This window comes from Enterobacter sp. PL_is379 (assembly GCF_055817355.1).
In genome coordinates this window covers 218508-239486 of sequence record NZ_JBVPGT010000030.1, presented here as the reverse complement: position 1 = coordinate 239486, position 20979 = coordinate 218508, and the positions used below count along the sequence as shown (strand labels likewise).

Below are 20979 nucleotides of genomic sequence, written 5' to 3'. Positions count from 1 at the left end.
CGCGGGGATCGCTCCCCGCGGCGCTGGTTTACGCAATTAACAGCTGATGGTTCGCCAGCAGCGTCGCCAGATCCGTCTGCACGCCGTTCAGGGTCACCAGAGTGGTTGGCGAGAACTGGCCGCCTGTACCGTCGAGGTCAACCTGGATCTCGGTATTGCTGCCGTTCTGCACCACGCGGATGTAATCGCTGATATTGCCCGCGCTGCTGTCCAGCGTGGCCACGCCGTTCACGTAGCTCGCCGAACCCGTGCCGGTATAGCCGCTGCCGGAGAGCAGATCGCGCAGGTCAATACGATCCGTGTCCGCGGTCCCTTCCCAGGTGCCGACCGTAAAGCCGTTCACCACGTCGTGACCGTTACCGCCCGTGGCATCCGAGGCGTTGATCAGCTTGTAGAGCAACGTATCGTGACCGCCGCTGCCGATGTTGAAGGTGTCGTTCCCGCCGCGGCCTTCGAACCGGTTATCACCGCTGTTGCCGGTAATGACGTCGTCGAAGTTCGAGCCGTTGATCCCCTCAATGTTCAGCAGTCGTGACGTACCGAATCCGGTGTTCTGCGCGGTTGAGAGGCGCAAATCAACGGTTACGCCGGAGGTCGCATTGCGGTAATCCACCACGTCCATCCCACCGGTGTTGCTCCAGGTGTCATGGTCGGAATGGGTAGTCCAGCCGCCGGAGCCGTTGTAGGTATAAGTGCCATTTTCGGCGATAAAGGTGTCGTTATACCCGGTTCCGGTAATGGTTCCGCTGTGGCCGCCGGTGGCCGCTTCGGCCGTCAGGACGTAGCCCTCTTTGCCGTTGCCCGCCTCCAGACCGCTCCAGGTGACGTTATCCGACACGCCGTTGGTGATCTTCAGGATCTCGGCCGAGTAGGTTTCATTCGGATCCAGCCCGTAGAAACTCACCAGCGCAGAGGTATCGTTCGAACCGATACCGGACTGGGCGTTGATGATCTGCGAGGCCACCAGTACGCCCGCGGCGTTGTACAGATTGACCGTATTGCCGTAGTAGGCGTTGATGCCCTCGCTGTCGGCAATGTGCAGGTGCATCGCGGTGCCGTCAGCAATGGTTTTGCTGTTTTGTACCAGCACCACCTTGCCGTTCTGCTGAGAGACCAGCAGATCCTGCGCACCGTCCCAGTTGTAGTCCACTGCCGCCACGCCGGTGACGTTCGCCAGTCCGGAAGCCAGCTGGCTTGCAGTCCAGGTCGAGCCGTAACCGTTGTTGGTGAACAGCGTTGCCGTCTGCGAGCCGCCATAGCTGCTGAGCTTGACGATGTCCATCTGCCCGTCACCGTTCCAGTCCACCGCCACCGACAGATACCCCGCCGTGGCGTTAGAGGCCTCGACCGCGCTCTTGGTGGTTGAGAGCTTCCCGGTACCGTCGTTGTAGTAGATCACCCCGCCGTTGTTGTTGTAGCTGCTGCCCAGGTACAGATCCATGTAGCCATCGCCGTTGAAGTCCGCCCACGTCATGGACGCCGCCGTGGTGGTATTCGAGGCGTTGGCCACAAACACGTTCGTCAGGTTCTGACCGATAGAGAGCGTGCCGTTACCGTTGTTGTTGATCACGGTTAACGAGTACGCGCCGCTGCGGTTGGTGTGCTGAACCACATCCACGGTGCCGTCATTGTTAATATCGACGCCGGAGATTTCACGCATGGTGGTGAACTGTCCCCAGAACCCCGCGCCGCCGTACGTGCCGTCAGGCGAGAGTACCCCGTTGTTGTTGATCAGATAGGTAATGGAGTCCGCGCCGGAGTCGCCGTACGCCAGATCCAGATAGCCATCCCCGGTTTTGTCGTACGCAATCACGCCGCCGTACCAGATGGTGGTCCCCATCGCCAGCTGGCTGGCGTTATAGGTGCTGCCATCGTAGGTCCACATCACCTGCGTGGATCCTGAGTAGGTGGTCTCCGTGGCGAAAATATCCTGCGTGCCGTTACGGTCAAAGTCGGCGGCGGTCTGGCTCACCACGTAGTAGCCGCGGGTGTTGGTCAGGGTATTCCCGGCATAGGTCGAGCTATCGCTGCTGGAATAAGACTGGCCGTTAGCAATGATGTTCCACAGACCGCTGCTGTTCATGCCGAGGGTCATGGTGGAGTTGTTGCTGTTCCCCGCCGTGGTCGCCCAGTCGGTATTCACCGAAGTGGTGTCAATCACCAGGCTGCCGGTTGCCGTACCGGTGGTATTGCCGTTACCCGCGCTGCTCTTCACCTGCGCCGTCACGCTGTAGCTCGCCACGCTCAGCGCATCGCCGTCCGGGATCTGCAGATACCAGGTGTTGTGATCCGGATCGACCACCACCGCGCCGCCGGTCTGCGAGGTGTAGGTTTTGCCGTTCACCGTCACCACCAGGTATTCACCGTTCACCAGGTCAGCGGAGACGGTGCCGGTGACAATCGGCGTGGTGTCCGACGTGGTCTGCGCGGTAATCGCCGCCGTGGTGGTCGGGATGCTGGTATCAACGTTCAGCATAAAGCCGTCAGACTCGGTGTAGTTACCGGCCCTGTCGGTGACGCGCACAATGTAGGTGTGATTTCCGTCGCTCAGGCCGTTGTCCTGGAAGGACCAGCTTGCGCTGCCGTTCATGGTCACCTGGCCGAGCAGGACCCCGTCACGATAGAGCTGTACAATTTCGCCGTCGTCCGGAGCGCGGTTAAGCGTCCCGTTGATCAGCGGCGAGTTATCGTCCGTTGCCACCGCGCTGCCAAAGGTGCCCTGACGCTCGCCTTCACCGTCGGTATAGCTCACGACCGTACCCACCGTGGTCGGCGGCGTGGTGTCCACCGTCACCACCTGAGAGGCCGTGGAGCCCACGTTGCCCGCCTGGTCGATAATCCGCACCTGGTAGGTGTAGTCACCGTCAGGCAGATCGCGGGTATCGGTGTAGCTCCAGCGCTGGTTGGTGACCGTGGTATCGAGCCAGGTGTTCCCGCCGTCCAGGCTTATCTGTACGCGCTCGTCGCTTGCCAGCGCGCTGCCCAGCGAACCGTTGATGGTCAGCGTGGTGTCCATGGTGATGAAATCACTGCCGGACTGGCCGGTATCTTCGCTGATGCTGTCGATGGTGATGCCGTACTGCGGCGCCTGCGTATCCACCGTCACCGCCTGCGAGGTGGTTGCCCCAACGTTCCCCGCCTGGTCAACGACCCGCACCTGGTAGTTATGGCTGCCGTCGGTCAGGGTACGCGTGTCGCTGTAGCTCCACTGCGTCCCGCTGACGGTGGCGTATACCCAGGTCGTGCCGCCGTCCATGCTCACCTGCACGTACTCTCCCGCCCCTAACGCTGCGCCAAGCGTTCCGTGCAGCGTGTACGAGGTCGAACTGGTCAGGAAGTCGTTATTGTCGAATCCGGTATCCACGGTGATGTTATCCACGGTCACCGTAATCGCCGCATCCGGGGCGACCGTATCGACGGTCACCTGCTGATGGGCGCTGGCACCCACGTTGCCCGCCGCATCCACCACGCGAACGTAGTAGTCATAGGTCTGGTTACCCAGCGTGCGGCCATCGACGTAGTACCAGCTGTTGCCGGTGACGATGACGTTCTGCCAGGTCACGCCGCCGTCGATGCTGATCTGGGCATACTCGCCGTCGGCCAGCGTCGCGCCGAGCGAGCCGTGCAGCGTCAGGGACGTATCGTTGGTGATAAAGTCGCTGCTGCTCAGGCCGGTATCGTCACTGATGCTGTCGATGGCGATGGTTTTGCTCGCGTCCGGCGCAACCGTATCAATGGTCACCACCTGGCTGGCGGTGGCGCTGATATTGCCCGCGTCGTCAATCACGCGCAGCTGGTAGTTGTAATCCCCGTCGGCCAGCGTGCGGCCATCAACATACGTCCAGCTCAGGCCGCTGACGCTGACGTCGGTCCAGGTGACGCCCCCGTCAAGGCTGATCTGCGCGTGGTCGCCGCTGCCCAGCGCCGCGCCGAGCGTCCCTTTCAGGCTGATCTGGTTGTCGCTGGTGATAAAGTCGCTGCCGGACAGGCCGGTATCCTGCGTAATGGAATCCACGGTAATGGTGGTTGCCGCAGGCTTCGTCAGGTCAATCACCACGTCCTGGCTATCCGTAGCCCCTACGTTGCCCGCGTTATCAATCACGCGGACCTGGTACTGATACGTACCGTCCGTCAGGGTGCGGCCATCGGCGTAGCGCCAGGTGGTGCCGGTCACGGTCAGGTCGATCCAGGTGACGCCGCCGTCGAGGCTGATCTGCGCCTTCTCGTTATTGCCGAGCTGCGCGGTCAGCGAGCCGTTGACGACGACCTGGCTGTCGTTGGTGATGAAATCCGTTGCGCTCAGGCCGGTGTCGTTTTGCAGCGAATCAATAGCGATCCCCATCGACGGCGCGGTGAGATCCACCGTGACGGTATGGTTATCGCTGGCGCTGTTGCCGATGGTATTGCTGACCTGCGCGTTAATCACGTACGAGCCGCCGTCTGCCAGCGCGGTCACGTCAGCGCTTCCCACCGTGTAGCTCCAGGTACCGTCATTCTGCACGGTCGCCGTATAGGTTTTACCGTTCAGCGTGATGGTCACCGTCTGGCCTACAGGCGCGTCGGTGGTGCCGCTGATGACCAGCGGCGTGCCGTGCTCGGCGGCGTTGACGATATCGTCCTGCGCAAAGGTATTAATGGTGATGGTTGGGACATCGCCGTTCAGCGTCACGTCGTGCGTTGCGCTGCCCGGGTTGCCCGCCCTGTCGCTTACCGAAGCGGTGATGGTGTACTCCCCGTCGCTCAGGCCGAGGAAATCACGGCCCGGCACGAAGACCGACCACGATCCGTCCGCCCCGACGGTCGCCTGATAGCTGTGCCCGTTGAAGGAGACGGTCACCGTCTGGCCCTGTTCCGCCGTGGTCGTGCCACGGATGGTCTGGCCCGCCAGCTGCTCGGCGTTGTTGACGATATCGTCATCGGCCACGGTGCTGATGGTTACGGCTGGCGCGACGGTGTCTACCGTTAAGGTGTGCGTGGTCTGGCCGTTATTACCCGCTTTATCGTTGACCGAGGCGGTCACCGTCAGCGCACCCTGGCTCAGCGCAGCCAGATCGGCTGCCGGCACGTCGAGCGTCCAGGTGCCGTCGCTGCCGACAAGCGCAGTGTAGGTTTTGCCGCCCAGCGTCACGGTAACGGTCTGACCCGCCTCCGCGCTGGAAGAGCCGTGCACGGTCAGCGGCAGCTGCGCTTCCGCGGCGTTCAGCATGTCGTCAGCCGACAGCGTCGCAATGCTCACCACCGGCGCAGTGGTATCCACGCTGATGCCGTGGGTCGCCGACGCGCTGTTGCCCGCGCTGTCCTGCGCCGACACGGACACCTGATAGCGCGCGCCATCGGCCAGGGCACCCACGTCTGCGGCCGGAACGGTGGTCGTCCAGCTGCCGTCGCTCTGGATGGTGGCCGTATAGCTCTTGCCGTTCAGCGTCACGGTAACCTGCGTCCCGCTGGCAAGCTGGGCGCTGGAGCCGTTAATCACCAGGGACGAACCGGCTTCAGCCGCGTTGATGACGTCGTCACCGCTAACGGTGTTCACCGTCAGCGCCACGGAGGCGGTGTTGACCACCACGTCATGGGTCTGGGTGCTGCTGTTGCCCGCGCTGTCGGTAATGGTCGCGCTGAGGGTCACGGTGCCGTCGGTCAGGGCGGAAATCACGCTGGCCGGAACGCCCACGCTCCAGTTGCCGCTGGCGTCAACGGTGGTGGTGTACTGGTGCGAACCGAGGGTGATAACCACTTTATCACCGACGTTCGCGCCGGTTGCCGACCCGCTGACGATCTGCGCCTGGCCGTGCTCCACGCTGTTAATCACGTCATCGCCCGCCACCACGTTAAAGCTGACGGTCGGCGGCGTGGTATCAAGCGTAATCGTCTTACCCGCGCTGCCCGGATTACCCGCCGCGTCGCTCACGCTCACCTGCACGGTGTAGCCGCTATCCGCCAGTGCGGTCAGATCGCTGCCCGGAACGTTCACGCTCCAGACGCCGCCCTGCTGCACCTGGGCTGTATAGCTCTTACCGCCCAGCGTCACGGTGACCGTCTGCCCGGCTTCCACCGTGGTGGTGCCGGAGATAGCAACGCCCGCAGCCGCTTCGCTGCCGTTAATCACGTTATCGCCTGCGACCGTATCAATGGTCACGGTTGGCGCAGTCGCGTCCACGCTGTACTCCCGGCCCGCCGTGGCGCTGTTGCCGTGCGCGTTGGTGACGCTCACCTGCACGCTGGCGTCACCGTCTTTCAGGCCCGCGAGATCCGCGGACGGCACGGTGGCCGTCCAGTTACCGTCAGCATCCACCTTCGCGGTATACGTCTTGCCGCCGAAGGTAATGGTAACGGTCTGGTTTTCCTCCACGTTCGAGGTGCTGCCGGAGAGCACCAGTTCCGTACCTTTCTCCGCCGCGTTAATCACGTCGTCGGTGGCAATCGCATCGATGCTGATAGCCACCGCCGCCAGATCGACGGTCACGTCATGGCTGATGGTCACCGGGTTACCCGCCGCGCTCTGGCCTGCAACGGTCACGGTGACCGTACCTGCTGCGAAGGCCGCGACGTCTGCCGCCGGGATCGCCGCGATCCAGGAACCGTCTGCCAGCACGGAGGCCGCATAGGTTTTGCCATTGACGGTCACGGTGAGCGTTGTACCTGCCGCCAGCCCGTCGCTGGAGCCGGAGACGATCAGGTTTTGAGTATGTTCGATGCTGTTGATCACATCGTCGCCCGCTACCGTATCAACGCGCAGGCCCGGCAGGTTAGCGTCGATCGCGATCTCGCGCTCGCCGGTCCCGGTATTGCCATGGCCGTTGGTGACGGTTGCTGACACGGTCAAATCGCCATTGCCCAGCGCCGTCAGGACGGACTCCGGCACGTTCACGGACCACGTCAGATCGCTCTGCACCGTCGCGGTGTAGGTGTTGCCGCCAATGGTCACGGTGACGGTATTGCCCGCTTCCGCGTTCGTTACCTTGCCGCTGAGGGTCTGGCCCGCGGCCACTTCCGCCGCGTTGATAACGTTATCGCCCGCGATGGTGTTGATGGTGACGCCCGGCAGCGCGGTATCGACCAGCAGATTCGCGGTGTTGCTGACGCTGTTGCCCACGCCGTTGGTGGCGGTCGCGTTCAGGGTGTAGTTGGCCTGGCCGAGACCCGCCAGATCCGCCGCCGGGACCGTCAGGCTCCAGGTGCCGTCTGCGGCGGTCGTCGCCGTGTAGTTATTACCGTTGAGGGTCACGGTCACCACGGTGCCTTCCGACAGGTTGGCGCTGGTGCCGCTGACGCTCAGATCCTGCCCCTTCTCCACCGCGTTCAGCACGTTATCGCCGCTGATGGCGTTGAAGGCCACGGACGGCAGGCCGGTGTCAACGGTCACGTTATGGCTGCCGGTGCCGGTATTGCCCGCCGCGTCGGTGACCGACGCCGTGACGGTTACGGTGCCGTCGCTGAGGCCGGAAATCACGCTCGCCGAAACGCCCACGCTCCAGTTCCCCGCCGCGTCCAGCACGGTGGTGTACGTCTGGCCACCAATGGTGACGGTGACCTTATCACCCGCGGCTGCGCCGGTGGCGGTGCCGCTGACGATGTGCGCCTGGCTGTGTTCTGCGAGGTTAATGACATCATCGCCCGCCACGGTATTGATGGTCACCGCAGGCACGGTCACGTCCACCGTCAGAGTGTGATCAACCGACGCCGGGTTGCCCGCCTTGTCGCTTACCGATGCGGTCACGGTCACACTGCCGTCCGTCAGGGCCGCAACATCGGCCGCCGGAACGCTCAGCGTCCAGCTGCCGTCCGCGCCTGCGGTTGTGGTGTAGTCTTTGCCGTTCAGCGTCACGGTCACCGTCTGGCCCGCTTCGGCGGTGGTGGTGCCGGACACGGTCAGATCGGACTGCGCTTCTGCGGCATTCAGAATATCGTCAGCCGCAAGGGTATGAATGGTCACGGACGGCGCGGTCGCATCCACGCTGTACTCACGCCCCGCCGAGGCGCTGTTGCCGTTCACGTTGGTGACGCTCACCTGCACGCTGGCATCGCCGTCCTTCAGGCCAGCCAGATCCGCAGACGGTACGGTCCAGGTCCAGTTGCCGCTGTCGTCCACTGTCGCACTATATATTTTGCCGTTCAGGCTGATGGTCACGGTCTGCCCGGCTTCCACGTTGATGACCGCACCGGACAGCACCAGATTCGCGCCTTTCTCCGCCGCGTTAATCACGTCGTCGGTCGCAATCGCATTGATGCTGATGGCAACGGTCGCCAGATCCACCGTCACATCGTGGCTGATGGTAATCGGATTGCCCGCAGCGCTGTCGCCAGTGACGCTGATTTTGACGGTGCCTTCCGGCCACGCGCTCACGTCCGCAGCCGGGATCGCCGCGCTCCAGCTGCCGTCCGCCAGCACCGTGGCCGCATAGTCTTTGCCGTTGATGGTGACGGTCAGCGCCGTGCCTGGCGCCAGCCCGTCGCTGGAGCCGGTAACAATGAGGTTCTGCGCATGCTCAATGCTGTTGACCACGTTGTCGCCCGCCACGGTGTCCACGCGCAGGCCCGGCAGGTTAGCGTCGATCGCGATCTCGCGCTCGCCGGTGCCGGTGTTGCCGTGGCCGTTGGTGACGGTCGCCGTCACGCTCAGGCTGCCGTTGCCCAGCGCGGTCAGCACGTCAGACGGCACGTTGATGGACCAGGTCAGATCGTTCTGCACTGTTGCGGTGTAGCTGTTGCCGCCAATGGTCACGGTCACGGTGTTGCCCGCTTCGGCATTCGCCACGGTACCGCTCAGGGTCTGGCCTGCGGCCACTTCCGCCGCATTAATGACGTTATCGCCCGCCACGGTGTTAATGGTGACCGTTGGCAGCGCGGTGTCTACCAGCAGGTTCGCGGTGTTGCTCACGCTGTTGCCCACGCCGTTGGTGGCGGCCGCGCTCAGGGTGTAGTTGGCTTCGCCCAGGCTCGCCAGATCCGCCGCCGGGACCGTCAGGCTCCAGGTGCCGTCTGCCGCGGTTGTCGCCGTGTAGTTTTTGCCGTTCAGGGTCACGGTCACCACGGTGCCTTCCGCCAGGTTGGCGCTGGTGCCGCTGACGCTCAGATCCTGACCTTTCTCCACCGCGTTCAGCACGTTGTCGCCGCTGATGGCGTTGAAGGCCACGGACGGCAGACCGGTATCGACGGTCACGTTATGCGTGCCGGTGCCGGTATTGCCCGCCGCGTCGGTGACCGACGCCGTGACGGTCACGGTGCCGTCGCTGAGGCCGGAAATCACGCTCGCCGGGACGCCGACGCTCCAGTTGCCCGCCGCGTCCAGCACGGTGGTGTAAGTCTGGCCGCCGATGGTGACGGTGACCTTATCGCCCGCTGCCGCGCCGGTGGCGGTGCCGCTGATGATTTGCGCCTGGCCGTGCTCAGCGATGTTAATCACGTCGTCGCCCGCCACGGTATTGATGGTCACCGCAGGCACGGTGATATCTACCGCCAGGTTGTGATCCACCGATGCCGGGTTGCCCGCTTTATCGCTGACCGATGCGGTGACGGTCACGCTGCCGTCCGTCAGGGCCGCAACATCGGCCGCCGGAACGTTCAGCGTCCAGCTGCCGTCTGCGCCGACGGTTGTGGTGTAGTCTTTGCCGTTCAGCGATACGGTGACCGTCTGGCCCGCTTCGGCGGTGGTGGTACCGGAAACGCTCAGATCGCTCTTCGCTTCGGTGTCATTCAGAATGTCGTCCGTCGCCAGGGTGTTAATGGTCACGGACGGTGCGGTCGCATCCACGCTGTACTCGCGGCCCGCCGAGGCGCTGTTGCCGTTGACGTTGGTGACGCTCACCTGCACGCTGGCGTCGCCGTCTTTCAGACCCGCCAGGTCGGCGGCTGGCACCGTGGTCGTCCATTTGCCGTCGGCGCCTACGGTCGCGGTGTAGCTCTTGCCGCCGAAGGTGATGGTAACGGTCTGGTTTTCCTCAACGTTCGAGGTCGCCCCGGAGAGCACCAGATCCGCGCCCTTCTCGGCGGCATTAATCACGTCGTCGGCGGCAATCGCATCGATGCTGATGGCAACGGTCGCCAGATCCACCGTCACATCGTGGCTGATGGAAACCGGGTTACCGGCGCTGCTCTGGCCTGCCACGGTCACGGTAACCGTGCCTGCACTCAGTGCGCCGACGTCCGCCGCCGGGATCGCCGCGCGCCAGGTGCCGTCCGCCAGCACGGTCGCCGGATAGGTTTTGCCGTTGACGGTCACGGTCAGCGCCGCGCCCGCCGCCAGCCCGTCGCTGGTGCCGGTAATAATCAGGTTCTGCCCGTGTTCGATACTGTTGATCACGTCGTCGCCCGCCACGGTATCCACGCGCAGGCCCGGCAGGTTAGCGTCTATCACGATTTCGCGCTCAGCGGATCCGCTGTTGCCGACGCCGTTGGTCACGCTGGCTGACACGGTCAAATCGCCGTTGCCCAGCGCGGTCAGCACGTCGGACGGCACGTTAACGGACCAGGTCAGATCGCTCTGCACCGTTGCGGTGTAGCTGTTACCGCCAATGGTCACGGTCACGGTATTGCCCGCTTCGGCATTCACCACCTTACCGCTGATGGTCTGGCCGGCTGCCAGCTCCGCCGCGTTAATAATGTCGTCGCCCGCAATGGTGTTGACGATCACGCCCGGCAGAACGGATTCCACGTTCACGGTGTGTGACGTGCTGGTATTGTTGCCGACGCTGTCCGTTGCCGATGCGGTAACGGTATACAACGCTTCGCCCAGTTGGCTCACCTGATCCGCCGGAACGGTAGTCGTCCATTTCCCGTTATCGTCCACCAGCGCGCTGTACGCTTTGCCGTTCAGCATCACGGTCACCGCCGCGCCTGCCGCCAGGCCGGAAGCCGTACCGGAAATCGTCAGATCCTGGGTTTTCTCGCTGTTATTGATCACATCGTCACCGGAAACGGTGTCAATGGTCAGCACAGGCGCGGTCAGGTTCACCTCCACGCCGTGCGTGGCGCTGTTGCTGTTGCCCGCTTTATCAGTCAGCGCCGCGGTAATGGTGTAATCCCCGGCGGCCAGCGCGGTGACGTCCGCCGCAGGCACGCCCACGCTCCAGTTGCCGGAGGCGTCCAGGGTAGCGGTGTACGATTTGCCGTTGAGGGTAACGGTGACCACGTCGCCCGCCGCCGCGCCGGTCACGGAACCGGTGACAATCAGGGCCTGCGCATGCTCGGCACTGTTGATCACGTCGTCGTCGGAAACGGTGTGAATGGTCAGCTGTGGAACGGTGGTATCAACCAGCACGTCGCGGTCCGCGGAGGCCGGGTTGCCCGCTTTGTCCGATACGGCGGCGCTGACGGTGTAGTTCCCGTCGGTAATACCGCTCAGATCCGCGGACGGCACGGTCACGCTCCAGCTGCCGTTGGCCTGAACGGTGGTGGTGTAGTCCACGCCGTTCAGCGTCACGGTGACGGTCTGGCCCGCTTCGGCGTTGGTGACGCCGTTAATCACCAGATCCTGCTGCGCTTCAGCCGCATTGATGATGTTGTTGTCGCTGATGATTTCAATAGACACCGTCGGCGCGGTCGCGTCCACGCTGTACTCGCGGCCCGCCGACGCGCTGTTGCCGTTCACGTTGGTCACGCTCACTTGCACGCTGGCATCGCCGTCCTTCAGGCTGCCCACGTCGGCAGACGGTACGGTAGCCGTCCAGTTGCCGTCGGCATCGACCGTCGCGGTGTACGACTTGCCGCCGAAGGTGATGGTAACGGTCTGGTTTTCTTCCACGTTGGTGGTGGAGCCAGACAGCACCAGGTCCGCGCCTTTCTCCGCCGCGTTAATCACGTCGTCAGAGGCAATCGGGTTAATGCTGATGGCGACTGCCGCCAGATCCACCTTCACGTCATGGCTGATGGTCACCGGATTCCCCGCGGTGCTTTGCCCCTCCACGGTCACGGTAACCGTGCCCGCAGCCAGCGCGCTGACGTCTGCCGCCGGAATGGCCGCCGTCCAGGTGCCGTCCGCCAGTACGGTGGCCGCGTAGGTTTTGCCGTTGACGGTGACTGTCAGCGCCGCGCCCGTTGCCAGACCGTCGCTGGAGCCGGTGATAATCAGGTTTTGAGCGTGTTCGATGCTATTGATCACATCGTCGCCCGCCACGGTATCGACGCGCAGGCCCGGCAGGTTTGCGTCTATAACGATTTCGCGCTCGCCCGTTCCGGTGTTGCCGTGGCCGTTGGTGACGCTGGCTGACACCGTCAGATCGCCGTTACCGATGGCGGTTAAGACCGTGGACAGCACGTTGACCGACCAGCTCAGGTCGTCCTGAACCGTCGCGGTCCAGGTATTGCCACCGACTGAAACAGTGACAGTGTCACCGCTCGCCGCGCCGCTCACTTTCCCGCTCAGGGTCTGCCCGCTAGCCACTTCCGCCGCGTTAATGACATCGTCCGTGGCCACAGGGTTGATGGTGACCTGCGGCAGCGCGCTGTCGACCAGCACGCTGTGCCCGGTGCTCGCGCTGTTCCCCGCGCTGTCGGTCACGCTCGCCGTCACGGCGTAGCTCGCTTCGCCCAGCGCCGAGACGTTTGCCGCCGGAACGGTCACGCTCCAGTTCCCGCTCGCGTCGGCGGTGGCCGTATAGCTGATGCCGTTCAGGGTCACCGTAATGGTCGTGCCGTCCGGCTGGTTACTGGTGCCGGACACCAGCAGATCCTGGCCTTTCTCAGTCGCGTTGATCACGTCATCAGCCGCCAGGGTATTGATGGCAATCACCGGCGCGGTCAGGGAGACGTCAAACTCGTGCGTCGCGGTGGTGCTGTTACCGGCTTTGTCGGTGAGGGTCGCAGAGATCGTCTGCTCGCCGTTTGCCAGCGCGCCCACGTCCGCCGCAGGAACGCCCACGCTCCAGCTGCCGGACGCGTCCAGCATGGCGGTGTAGTCTTTGCCGTTCAGGGTCACGGTAATCACGTCGCCCGCCTGCGCGCCCGTCACCTTGCCGGAGACGATCAGAGCCTGGCCGTGCTCGGCAATATTCACGATGTCGTCGCCCGCAACGATGTTGAAGGTGATCTGCGGCACGGTGGTGTCGACCAGCACCGAGGAACCTGCGCTGGCCGGGTTACCTGCTTTGTCGGACACGGTCGCCGTGACCGCCGCGCTGCCGTCGGTGATGCCCGCCAGATCCGCCGCCGGAACGTCGAGCGTCCAGCTGCCGTCCGCCTGCACCTGCGCGGTGTACTGATTGCCGTTGAAGGTCACGGTGACCGTCTGGCCCGCTTCGGCAGTAGACGTCCCGCTCAGGGTCAGATCCTGCGCCGCCTCTGCCGCGTTCAGCATATTGTCATTGCTGATGGTGTTGATAGTCACCGTCGGCGCGGTGGTATCGACGCTGAATTCCTGCACCGAAGAGGCCGCGTTGCCGTTCACGTTGGTGACGCTGACCTGCACGCTGGCGCCACCGTCCTTCAGGGCACTCAGATCGGCAGCCGGAACGGTCCAGGTCCAGTCGCCGTTGCCATCTACCGTCGTGGTGTACGTTTTCCCTGCAAAGGTGATGGTGACGGTCTGACCCGCTTCCACGTTGGACGTGGTGCCGGACAGCACGAGGCCCTGGCCTTTTTCCGCCGCGTTAAGCACGTTGTCGTCGGTCACGCTGCTGATGGTGATGGCGACCGGCGCGAGATCGACGTCCACGACGGTGCCGATGGTCACCGGGTTGCCGGAGGCATCCTGCGCGCTTGCCTTGATATCCAGCGAGCCATCCGCCCACTGGGACACGTCCGCCGCCGGTACCGCGGCCTGCCAGGTGCCGTCGGCCAGCACCGTTGCGGAATACGCTTTGCCGTTAATGGTCACGGTGACGGCGCTGCCCGCCGCCAGATCGGTGCTGGTGCCGGAGACAATCAGATTCTGGGCGTGTTCGATGACGTTAATCACGTCGTCCCCTGCGACCGTATCAATACGCAGTCCCGGAAGCTGGGCGTCGATGGTGAAGTCGAGAGAAGAAGAGCCGGTATTACCGTGCGCGTTGGTCACGCTGGCGGAGACGGTGAGGTCGCCGTTGCCGAGCGCGGTAAGCTGGCTTTCGCTTAACGGCAGGCTCCAGGTCAGATCGTCCTGTACGGTAGCGGTGTATGTCTGGCCGCCAAGGATAATTGTGACAGTGTCACCTGGCGCCGCGTTCGTTACCTTGCCGGTCAGGGTTTGCCCTGCCGCCACTTCCGCTGCGTTAACGATATTGTCGCCCGCCAGCGTGCCGATCGTCACCACCGGCAGCGAGCTGTCCACCAGCACATCGTGTGAGGTAGAGGCGCTGTTGCCTACGCTATCCGTAACGCTCGCCGTCACGGTGTAATGGGCTTCTCCCAGCGCGCCTACGGCCGAGGCCGGTACGGTCACGCTCCAGTTACCGCTGGCGTCGGTGGTGGCGGTGTAGTTGATGCCGTTCAGGTTAACGGTGACGCGCGTGCCTTCCGGCTGGTTGCTGGTGCCGGAGAGCAGCAGATCTTCGCCCTTCTCGGTCGCATTGATTACGTCGTCCGCCGCCAGCGTGCTGATACCAATAACAGGCGTCACGGTATTCACCACCACATCCAGTGAACTGCTTCCGGTGTTGCCGGATCGGTCGGTCACGGAGACGTCGATGGTCCAGGTGCCGTCCGCCAGACCCTGCACGACGGATGCGGGCAGGCCGAGGCTCCAGTTGCCCGATGCATCCACCACGGTAGTGTAATCGACGCTATTAATGGTAATGGTCACAAGGTCGCCCGCTGCCGCACCGGTGACGGAGCCGCTCAGGATCTGCGCCTGTGAATGGGCGAGCTGGTTAACGGTATTGGTGCCGGTAACAAAGTCGTTAATGGTCACCTGCGGTACGGTCGCATCCACCAGACCCACGCGATCGGCGCTGCTGCTGTTGCCCGCCACGTCGCTCACGGTTGCCGTCACGGTAACGATGCCGTCCGTCAGGGCACCGACGTCAGCCGCCGGGACGCTCAGCTGCCAGCTACCGTCCGTCTGGACCGTGGTCTGATACGTTTTTCCGTTCAGCGTCACGGTGACCGTCTGGCCGGGTTCCGCACTGCTGCTGCCGCTTAACAGTAAATCCTGCTGCGCTTCTGCCGCATTAATGATGTTGTCGGCGGTCAGGTTATCGAGCGTAATCGCCGGTGGCTGCGTATCCACCGTGACAACGCGCGCCGCTTCCGCGCTATTGCCGCTGACGTTAGTGACGTTGACGCTCACCTGCGCGCGCCCGTCGGTCAGGGTTTCCATGGCGCTGGCGGGTACGGTCAGGCTCCAGGAGCCATCCTGCTGCACCTGCGCGGTAAAGGTCTGGTCAGCGAATTTCACCACCACGGTCTGCCCCGCTTCCACGCCCTGCGTCTGGCCGGAAAGGGTTAAATCACCGCCTTTTTCTGCCGCATTCAGCAGGTCGTCGCCGGAGACGGTATCAATGGTGACCGCCACGGCGTTCAGATCGAGTTCAATCGGGTGTTCAGCCGCAACGGGATTGCCCCAGGCATCTACCGCGCTGACGCTCACCGTCATGCCGCCCGCCGTCCAGGCCTGCAGGTCCGCCGCCGGAACGCCGATCTGCCAGTTGCCGCTGGCGTTTACCGCGGTAACGTACTCAACGTTGTTGATGGTGACGATAATCTGCGTGCCCGCGGCCAGATGGGTGCTGGAGCCGGTGACGGTCAGATCCTGCTGCTGCTCAATGGCGTTGACCACGTCATCGCCGGAAATGGTGTTCACGCGCAGACCCGGCAGCTCCGCGTTGATATTGATATCACGCTCGCCGGTGCCGGTATTGCCGTGCCCGTTGGTCACCGACGCGGTGAAGGTTAAATCGCCGTCGCCGAACGCTTGAAGATCCGCTGATGGGATCTTCACGCTCCAGGTCAGATCGCTGCCAACCGTTGCGGTGTAGCTCTTGCCGCCTGCGGTGATGGAGACGGTATCGCCCGCCGCCGCGCCGGTAACGCGACCGCTGAGGGTTTGATCGACGCCCGCTTCGGCGTTATTGACCAGGTTGTCGCCCGCAAACGTATTGATGATGACCTGCGGAAGGACGGTATCCACCAGCAGATTCGCTTCGGCAGAACCGCTGTTACCCACGCTGTCGGTACCGCTGACGCTGACGGTGTAAAGGGTGTTTGCCAGATTCAGGACGTCGGACACCGGCACCTGGATCGCCCAGATACCGTTTTCGACGGTGGCCTGATAGTTGACGTTGTTCAGCGTCACGGTGACGGTGGTGCCGTCCGGCAGGTTGCTGGTGCCGGTCAGGCTCAGCGGCTGCATCGCCTCTTGGGCATTCAGGACGTTATCCTGGCTGATGGCGTCAATCGTAAATTCTGGCGGATGTCCACTCAGCGTAATGTTGTGCGTGGCGCTGCCGGTGTTGCCTGCCGCATCAGTGACGGAAACCGAAAGCGTATGGTTGCCTTCGCCCAGCGCGCCCAGCACGGACGCCGGCACGCCCACGCTCCAGCTGCCGTCCGCCAGCACCACGCCGGTGAAGGTCTGACCGCCAAGGGTTACGGTGACCACATCGCCCGCGGCGGCACCGCTCGCCTGGCCGGAAATAATGTGCGCCTGGCCCTGCTCGCTGATATTGAGGATATCGTCGCCCGCCACGGTATGGATGGTGATGACCGGCGCGACGGTATCCACCGTGAAATCTGCCGTCACGGACGAGCCGTTGCCCGCTTTGTCGCTAACGTTCACCGTCAGGGTGTGATTGCCCTCTCTGAGCGCCTGCACGTCGCCAGCCTCCAGCGTGACGGACCAGGTGCCGTCGCTGCCCACCGTGGCGTTATAATTTTTACCGTTCAGGGTGACCGTGACGATCTGACCGGCTTCCGCATTCGTTTTACCGGTTAGCGTCAGCGGCTGATTATGCTCAGCCGCATTAATGATGTTGTCCTGTGCGAGGGTATCGACAGAGAGGGTTGGCGCGGTGGTATCCACGCCAATCGTCTGGCTTCCGCTGACGGTATTACCCGCCGCGTCTTTGCCGCTGACGTTGACGGTCCAGGTACCATCGACCAGCGCCTGGGCGTCGGCCGCGGGTACGTTAACGCTCCACGCGCCGTCTGCCCCGACTTCAGCCGCGTAGGTTTTGCCGTTCAGCGTCACGGTGAGTTCGGTACCCTGCGCCAGATTTTTGCTGGCGCCGGAGAGCGTAAAGCCCGCAGATTGCTCGCTGGCGTTCAGCACGTTATCGCCCGCCGTGGTGGCAAGCGTAATGGCGGCCTCGGCGGTCGAGACCGTTACGGTGATGTTGCCCGCATTGGTGGTTTTACTGCCGTCGATCTGCACGACCGACCAGGTGTGCTCCCCGTCCGTCTGGGTCGGTAATATTACCGTCCACGTGCCGTCTTTACCGACCATGGTGCTGGCAATGGTGCTGCCGCTGCTGTCTTTGATCTGAATGGTCGCGCCCGGCTGACCGGTGCCGCTAAAGGTTGGGTTGCTGTCGTCCGTGATCTCGTTTGCACTCAGCACGCCCTGCTTGTCACCCGCTTTATCCGACAGCAAGAAGGTCGGCGTGGCGCTTTCAACTTCTTTGGTATTATCAATGACTTTTGTTTTCGTCTCGCCGTCACCGCCGTTTGCCAGCAGTGCCCCGATGGCACCGCCGCCTAACGCAGCTCCCGCAATCCAGCCCCACGGCGCGTCGCTTAAAACACTTTCCTGCTCGAGGAAAGGTTGAATGCTGCTAATCGGTGTGGCCTGCGCGGTTAACTCGGTCACCGCAACGCCTGACGCTTCCCCGGCATCGGCAAAAGAAATATGTGTCAGTTCCTGACGGTCGTTGAATACCAGTTCTGACTGGTTATGCGTCTCTGAATCTTCGACAAAATAGTTGTTGCAGCGAATAACGCTGCCATCTTTCATATAAATGAGGAGGTCTTTCCCCTGACGGACATAACGCGCCACATCCTGAGCAGAACCCTGGATTTCAATCACGCTCGGCGATGAAATAGAGACCGACAGATTTCCTTCGCCGGTTAATTTCGTTTTCTCCGCCGTTTTGCGAATGATGACATCAACAACCTTTACGTTACTCATTTCTTCTCCTTGCAGGTGTGCGGATTCCTGTGGATATGTCCACCAGACGGATGTAGCTATCCCTGGGAAAAAACACCCATTATTTTCAGACTTATTTTTGCGCAACACTGCGCGTCTTTTTTTAACTCAAGTCAGGTAATTTTGCGGCAGCGTTTTTCTCTATTCCAATAAGCGGCATTAAATTATCAACCGCGGAAGCATAATTAATTGCCGAACTCCAGCCATCATACTCAGCGATTATTTTCGCTGATGTGGCCTGCCAGACATCCTGCTCAACGCTGAGCAGATCGTTAATGCTCCGCTTGCTCAGGGTGTATTCATTTTTGTAAACATCGCGGGCGCGCAGCGCATTTTCCAGCTGCTGTTTCCCGGCCTCCATTCTTCCCCGTGCACCAGCCCAGTCCGCCTGCGCGACGGAGGCTTTTTGCAGAACATCGAAACGCGCCTGATCGACCTGAGAGGAGGCCATGGCCCGTGCGCCTTCCGCCTGCCGAACGCGAGCGGAAACCGCGCCCCCCTGATACAGCGGAGCATCGATATTGAGCTGTATCTGGTCGTCCCAGTATGAACGGTTGTCCGATTCATAACGGGTGCGCCCCCCTTTCAGGCTTAACGTCGGCCAGTGCTGGGACTTCGCCGTTTCCACGCCATACTGAGCCGAACGTTCCATATTCTGCGCGGCCATCACAGCCGGTATTAACGAATAATCAATACGGTTGAGCGAATCTGGCTCAACCGCGAGGTTCGCAGGCACTGGCGAAAAGGCTTCTGCCTGCATCCCCGTTAATACCGCAAGCCTTGCGCGCGCGCTGTTTAAGGCGGCGTGATACTGCGCGACCGTCGCCTGCATGCCGGCAATACGCGTGCGGGTCTGGAGCTCATCGGAGGTCGAACTCACGCCCGCGTCAGCGCGCAGCTTCGCCAGTTGCTCAACGTTTTGGAGCGCCAGAACGTTCTCCTTTGCCGCCTGCAGCAGATCGGAATAGCGTTTGACCTCTACATAGCTCAGCGCCGTTTTTTCCGCCACGTCCGAAAGCGTGCCCATCAGCTGATAGCGGTAGCTATCGCGCTGGGCGGAAGACTGGCTGATGCTGTTATTGGTCTTACCAAAATCGTACAGCAACTGCGTCAGGCTCAGCCCCCAGGCGGCGGAATTCTTCAGCGACCCGCTGGAATCGGTGGTCTGGCTGTGCCCTGTACTCCCGTTCAGCGATATTTGTGGCATCCAGCCGCTGCGCGCTTCATCTATTTGTGCCTGGCCAATACCTAATTGCGCGGCCTGCTGACTAATTGACGGATCGCGATCGATAGCAAAAAGAATACTTTCTTTTAAGGTTGTGGTTGCCACCGGGGCAATTCCCACCTGACTACTATTGGCGTACGCCGTATTTATGGCTAATAAAATGAATGCCAGTGCTGCTGTAAATCGGCGTAACATAGGCTTTCGTAATATCGTCATGTTATCTCCCTGACTCTGAGTGATACTCAAGCAAATACCCAAAAAGAGGTACAGATAATTAGACAAATATCTTATTAAGCTACCATGCTGAATTTTAGGTAATAATCCCCATACCCATTTCCATTGGAGATGAGATCTGCCTGTGTCTTATTTCAATTAAGAATTTACTTATTTCTTAAACTGGTTAGCAGCATAACAAAATGTGGTATAGCCCACTACACCCACAATGTTAATGTGGTGTTACAAGTAAGAAAAAACATGGGGTTTCTGGACAAAACTCTAAAAGTCTCCTTTCAGATGAAACATATAAACCTCCTGTTATCTAAGGAAAATTCTTAATTCTTTCTGTGCACATTTTTGCGTTAATTTCATAGCGGGTCAGACACAAAGATTTTCAAAGAAATGTCAATTTAAGTAACCAAAGGGGTATATTTAAAATTAAAAGCTTTTAAAAAACTAATTAAAGCAATTAAAAACTGCATTATTTTAATTTAACAGCATTTAAAACCACACAATGACAATACGTTGGTTACATAGCCCAAATCGTTAAATAAAACATAACAATAACATTGTGATTAACATTCAAAACGGCTTCCTTATACCTGCTTAATAAAATTTTAATAATCACCTATCTGAATCATCACACCGCTGTACATCGTCATGACCACAATCCTCTTCTCTCTGCGTCAAAATGCTGTATTATGCAAACTATTGCGACATTTTGCAGGAATGTACTCCCATGCACAAAACCGCTCGTCAACGCTACGTCCTGGATATCCTCAGCGAGCATGGCCAGGCCAGCATCACCGACCTGGCCGAAAAGCTGCAGGTTTCAGCCGATACTATCCGTCGGGATCTGACCGACCTGGAAAACCAGGGCCTTGCGCAGAAAAACCACGGCGGAGCCATCGCGCTCAACCTCTCCGCCATGAACCGTCAGGGCCGCAATACGCTGCTGCCAGAGACCAAACAGCGCCTGGGTAAACAGGTCGCACAGCGGGTTCCACCGGGTTCCACCCTGTTTCTGGATGCCGGAAGCACGGTGATGGCCGTCGCCACCTTTCTTCAGGGGCCGCTCACCGTCATTACCACATCGCTGGATATCGCCCAGCACTTTAGCGACCGGGAAGACGTTGAGCTGATCCTGCTCGGTGGAAAATGGGACCACAAGCAGCGCCTGTTTGCCGGCAGCGCCACGCTGTCTTTACTGTCCCGCTATCGGGCAGATATCGCCATCCTCGGGGCATGCGCCATTCATGCCGAACTGGGGTTGAGCGCCGGTAAAGAAGCGGATGCCGAGGTGAAACGCGCGATGCTCGACGCCAGCCATGCGCACTGGATTGTCGCGGATCACCTGAAAATTAACCGCTGCGAGCCGTATCTGGTATCCGGGTTATCCGGCATTCAACAACTCTTTTTAGATCGTCCCTGGCCTGAGCTTGGGGACCATAGCGCACTGCAGGTCACGGTGTGCGCGAATTAACGT

At 61.3% G+C, this 20979-nt stretch carries 3 protein-coding genes; 1 reads left to right on the top strand and 2 read right to left on the bottom strand.

The features are described from left to right. Positions 1–28: 28 nt before the first annotated feature. Positions 29–18034, bottom strand: coding sequence for an Ig-like domain-containing protein (locus AC0TOY_RS15275; protein WP_473722063.1), 18006 nt, complete (start codon positions 18032–18034; stop codon positions 29–31). A 121-nt stretch (positions 18035–18155) separates the two neighbouring features. Then, entirely contained in the window at positions 18156–19493 is a 1338-nt protein-coding gene (locus AC0TOY_RS15270) for a TolC family outer membrane protein (RefSeq protein WP_473722062.1), read from the bottom strand. Positions 19494–20232: 739 nt separating this feature from the next. Here AC0TOY_RS15270 and AC0TOY_RS15265 point away from each other — a divergent pair. Next, complete coding sequence (locus AC0TOY_RS15265) at positions 20233–20976, top strand: DeoR/GlpR family DNA-binding transcription regulator (RefSeq protein ID WP_061715203.1); 744 nt, start codon at positions 20233–20235, stop codon at positions 20974–20976. The last annotated feature ends 3 nt before the right edge of the window (positions 20977–20979 follow it).

Excerpts from the sequence above, each read along its gene's own strand:
- AC0TOY_RS15275 (WP_473722063.1), bottom strand. The coding sequence starts at position 18,034 with ATGAGTAACGTAAAGGTTGTTGATGTCATCATTCGCAAAACGGCGGAG.
- AC0TOY_RS15270 (WP_473722062.1), bottom strand. The coding sequence starts at position 19,493 with ATGACGATATTACGAAAGCCTATGTTACGCCGATTTACAGCAGCACTG.
- AC0TOY_RS15265 (WP_061715203.1), top strand. The coding sequence starts at position 20,233 with ATGCACAAAACCGCTCGTCAACGCTACGTCCTGGATATCCTCAGCGAG.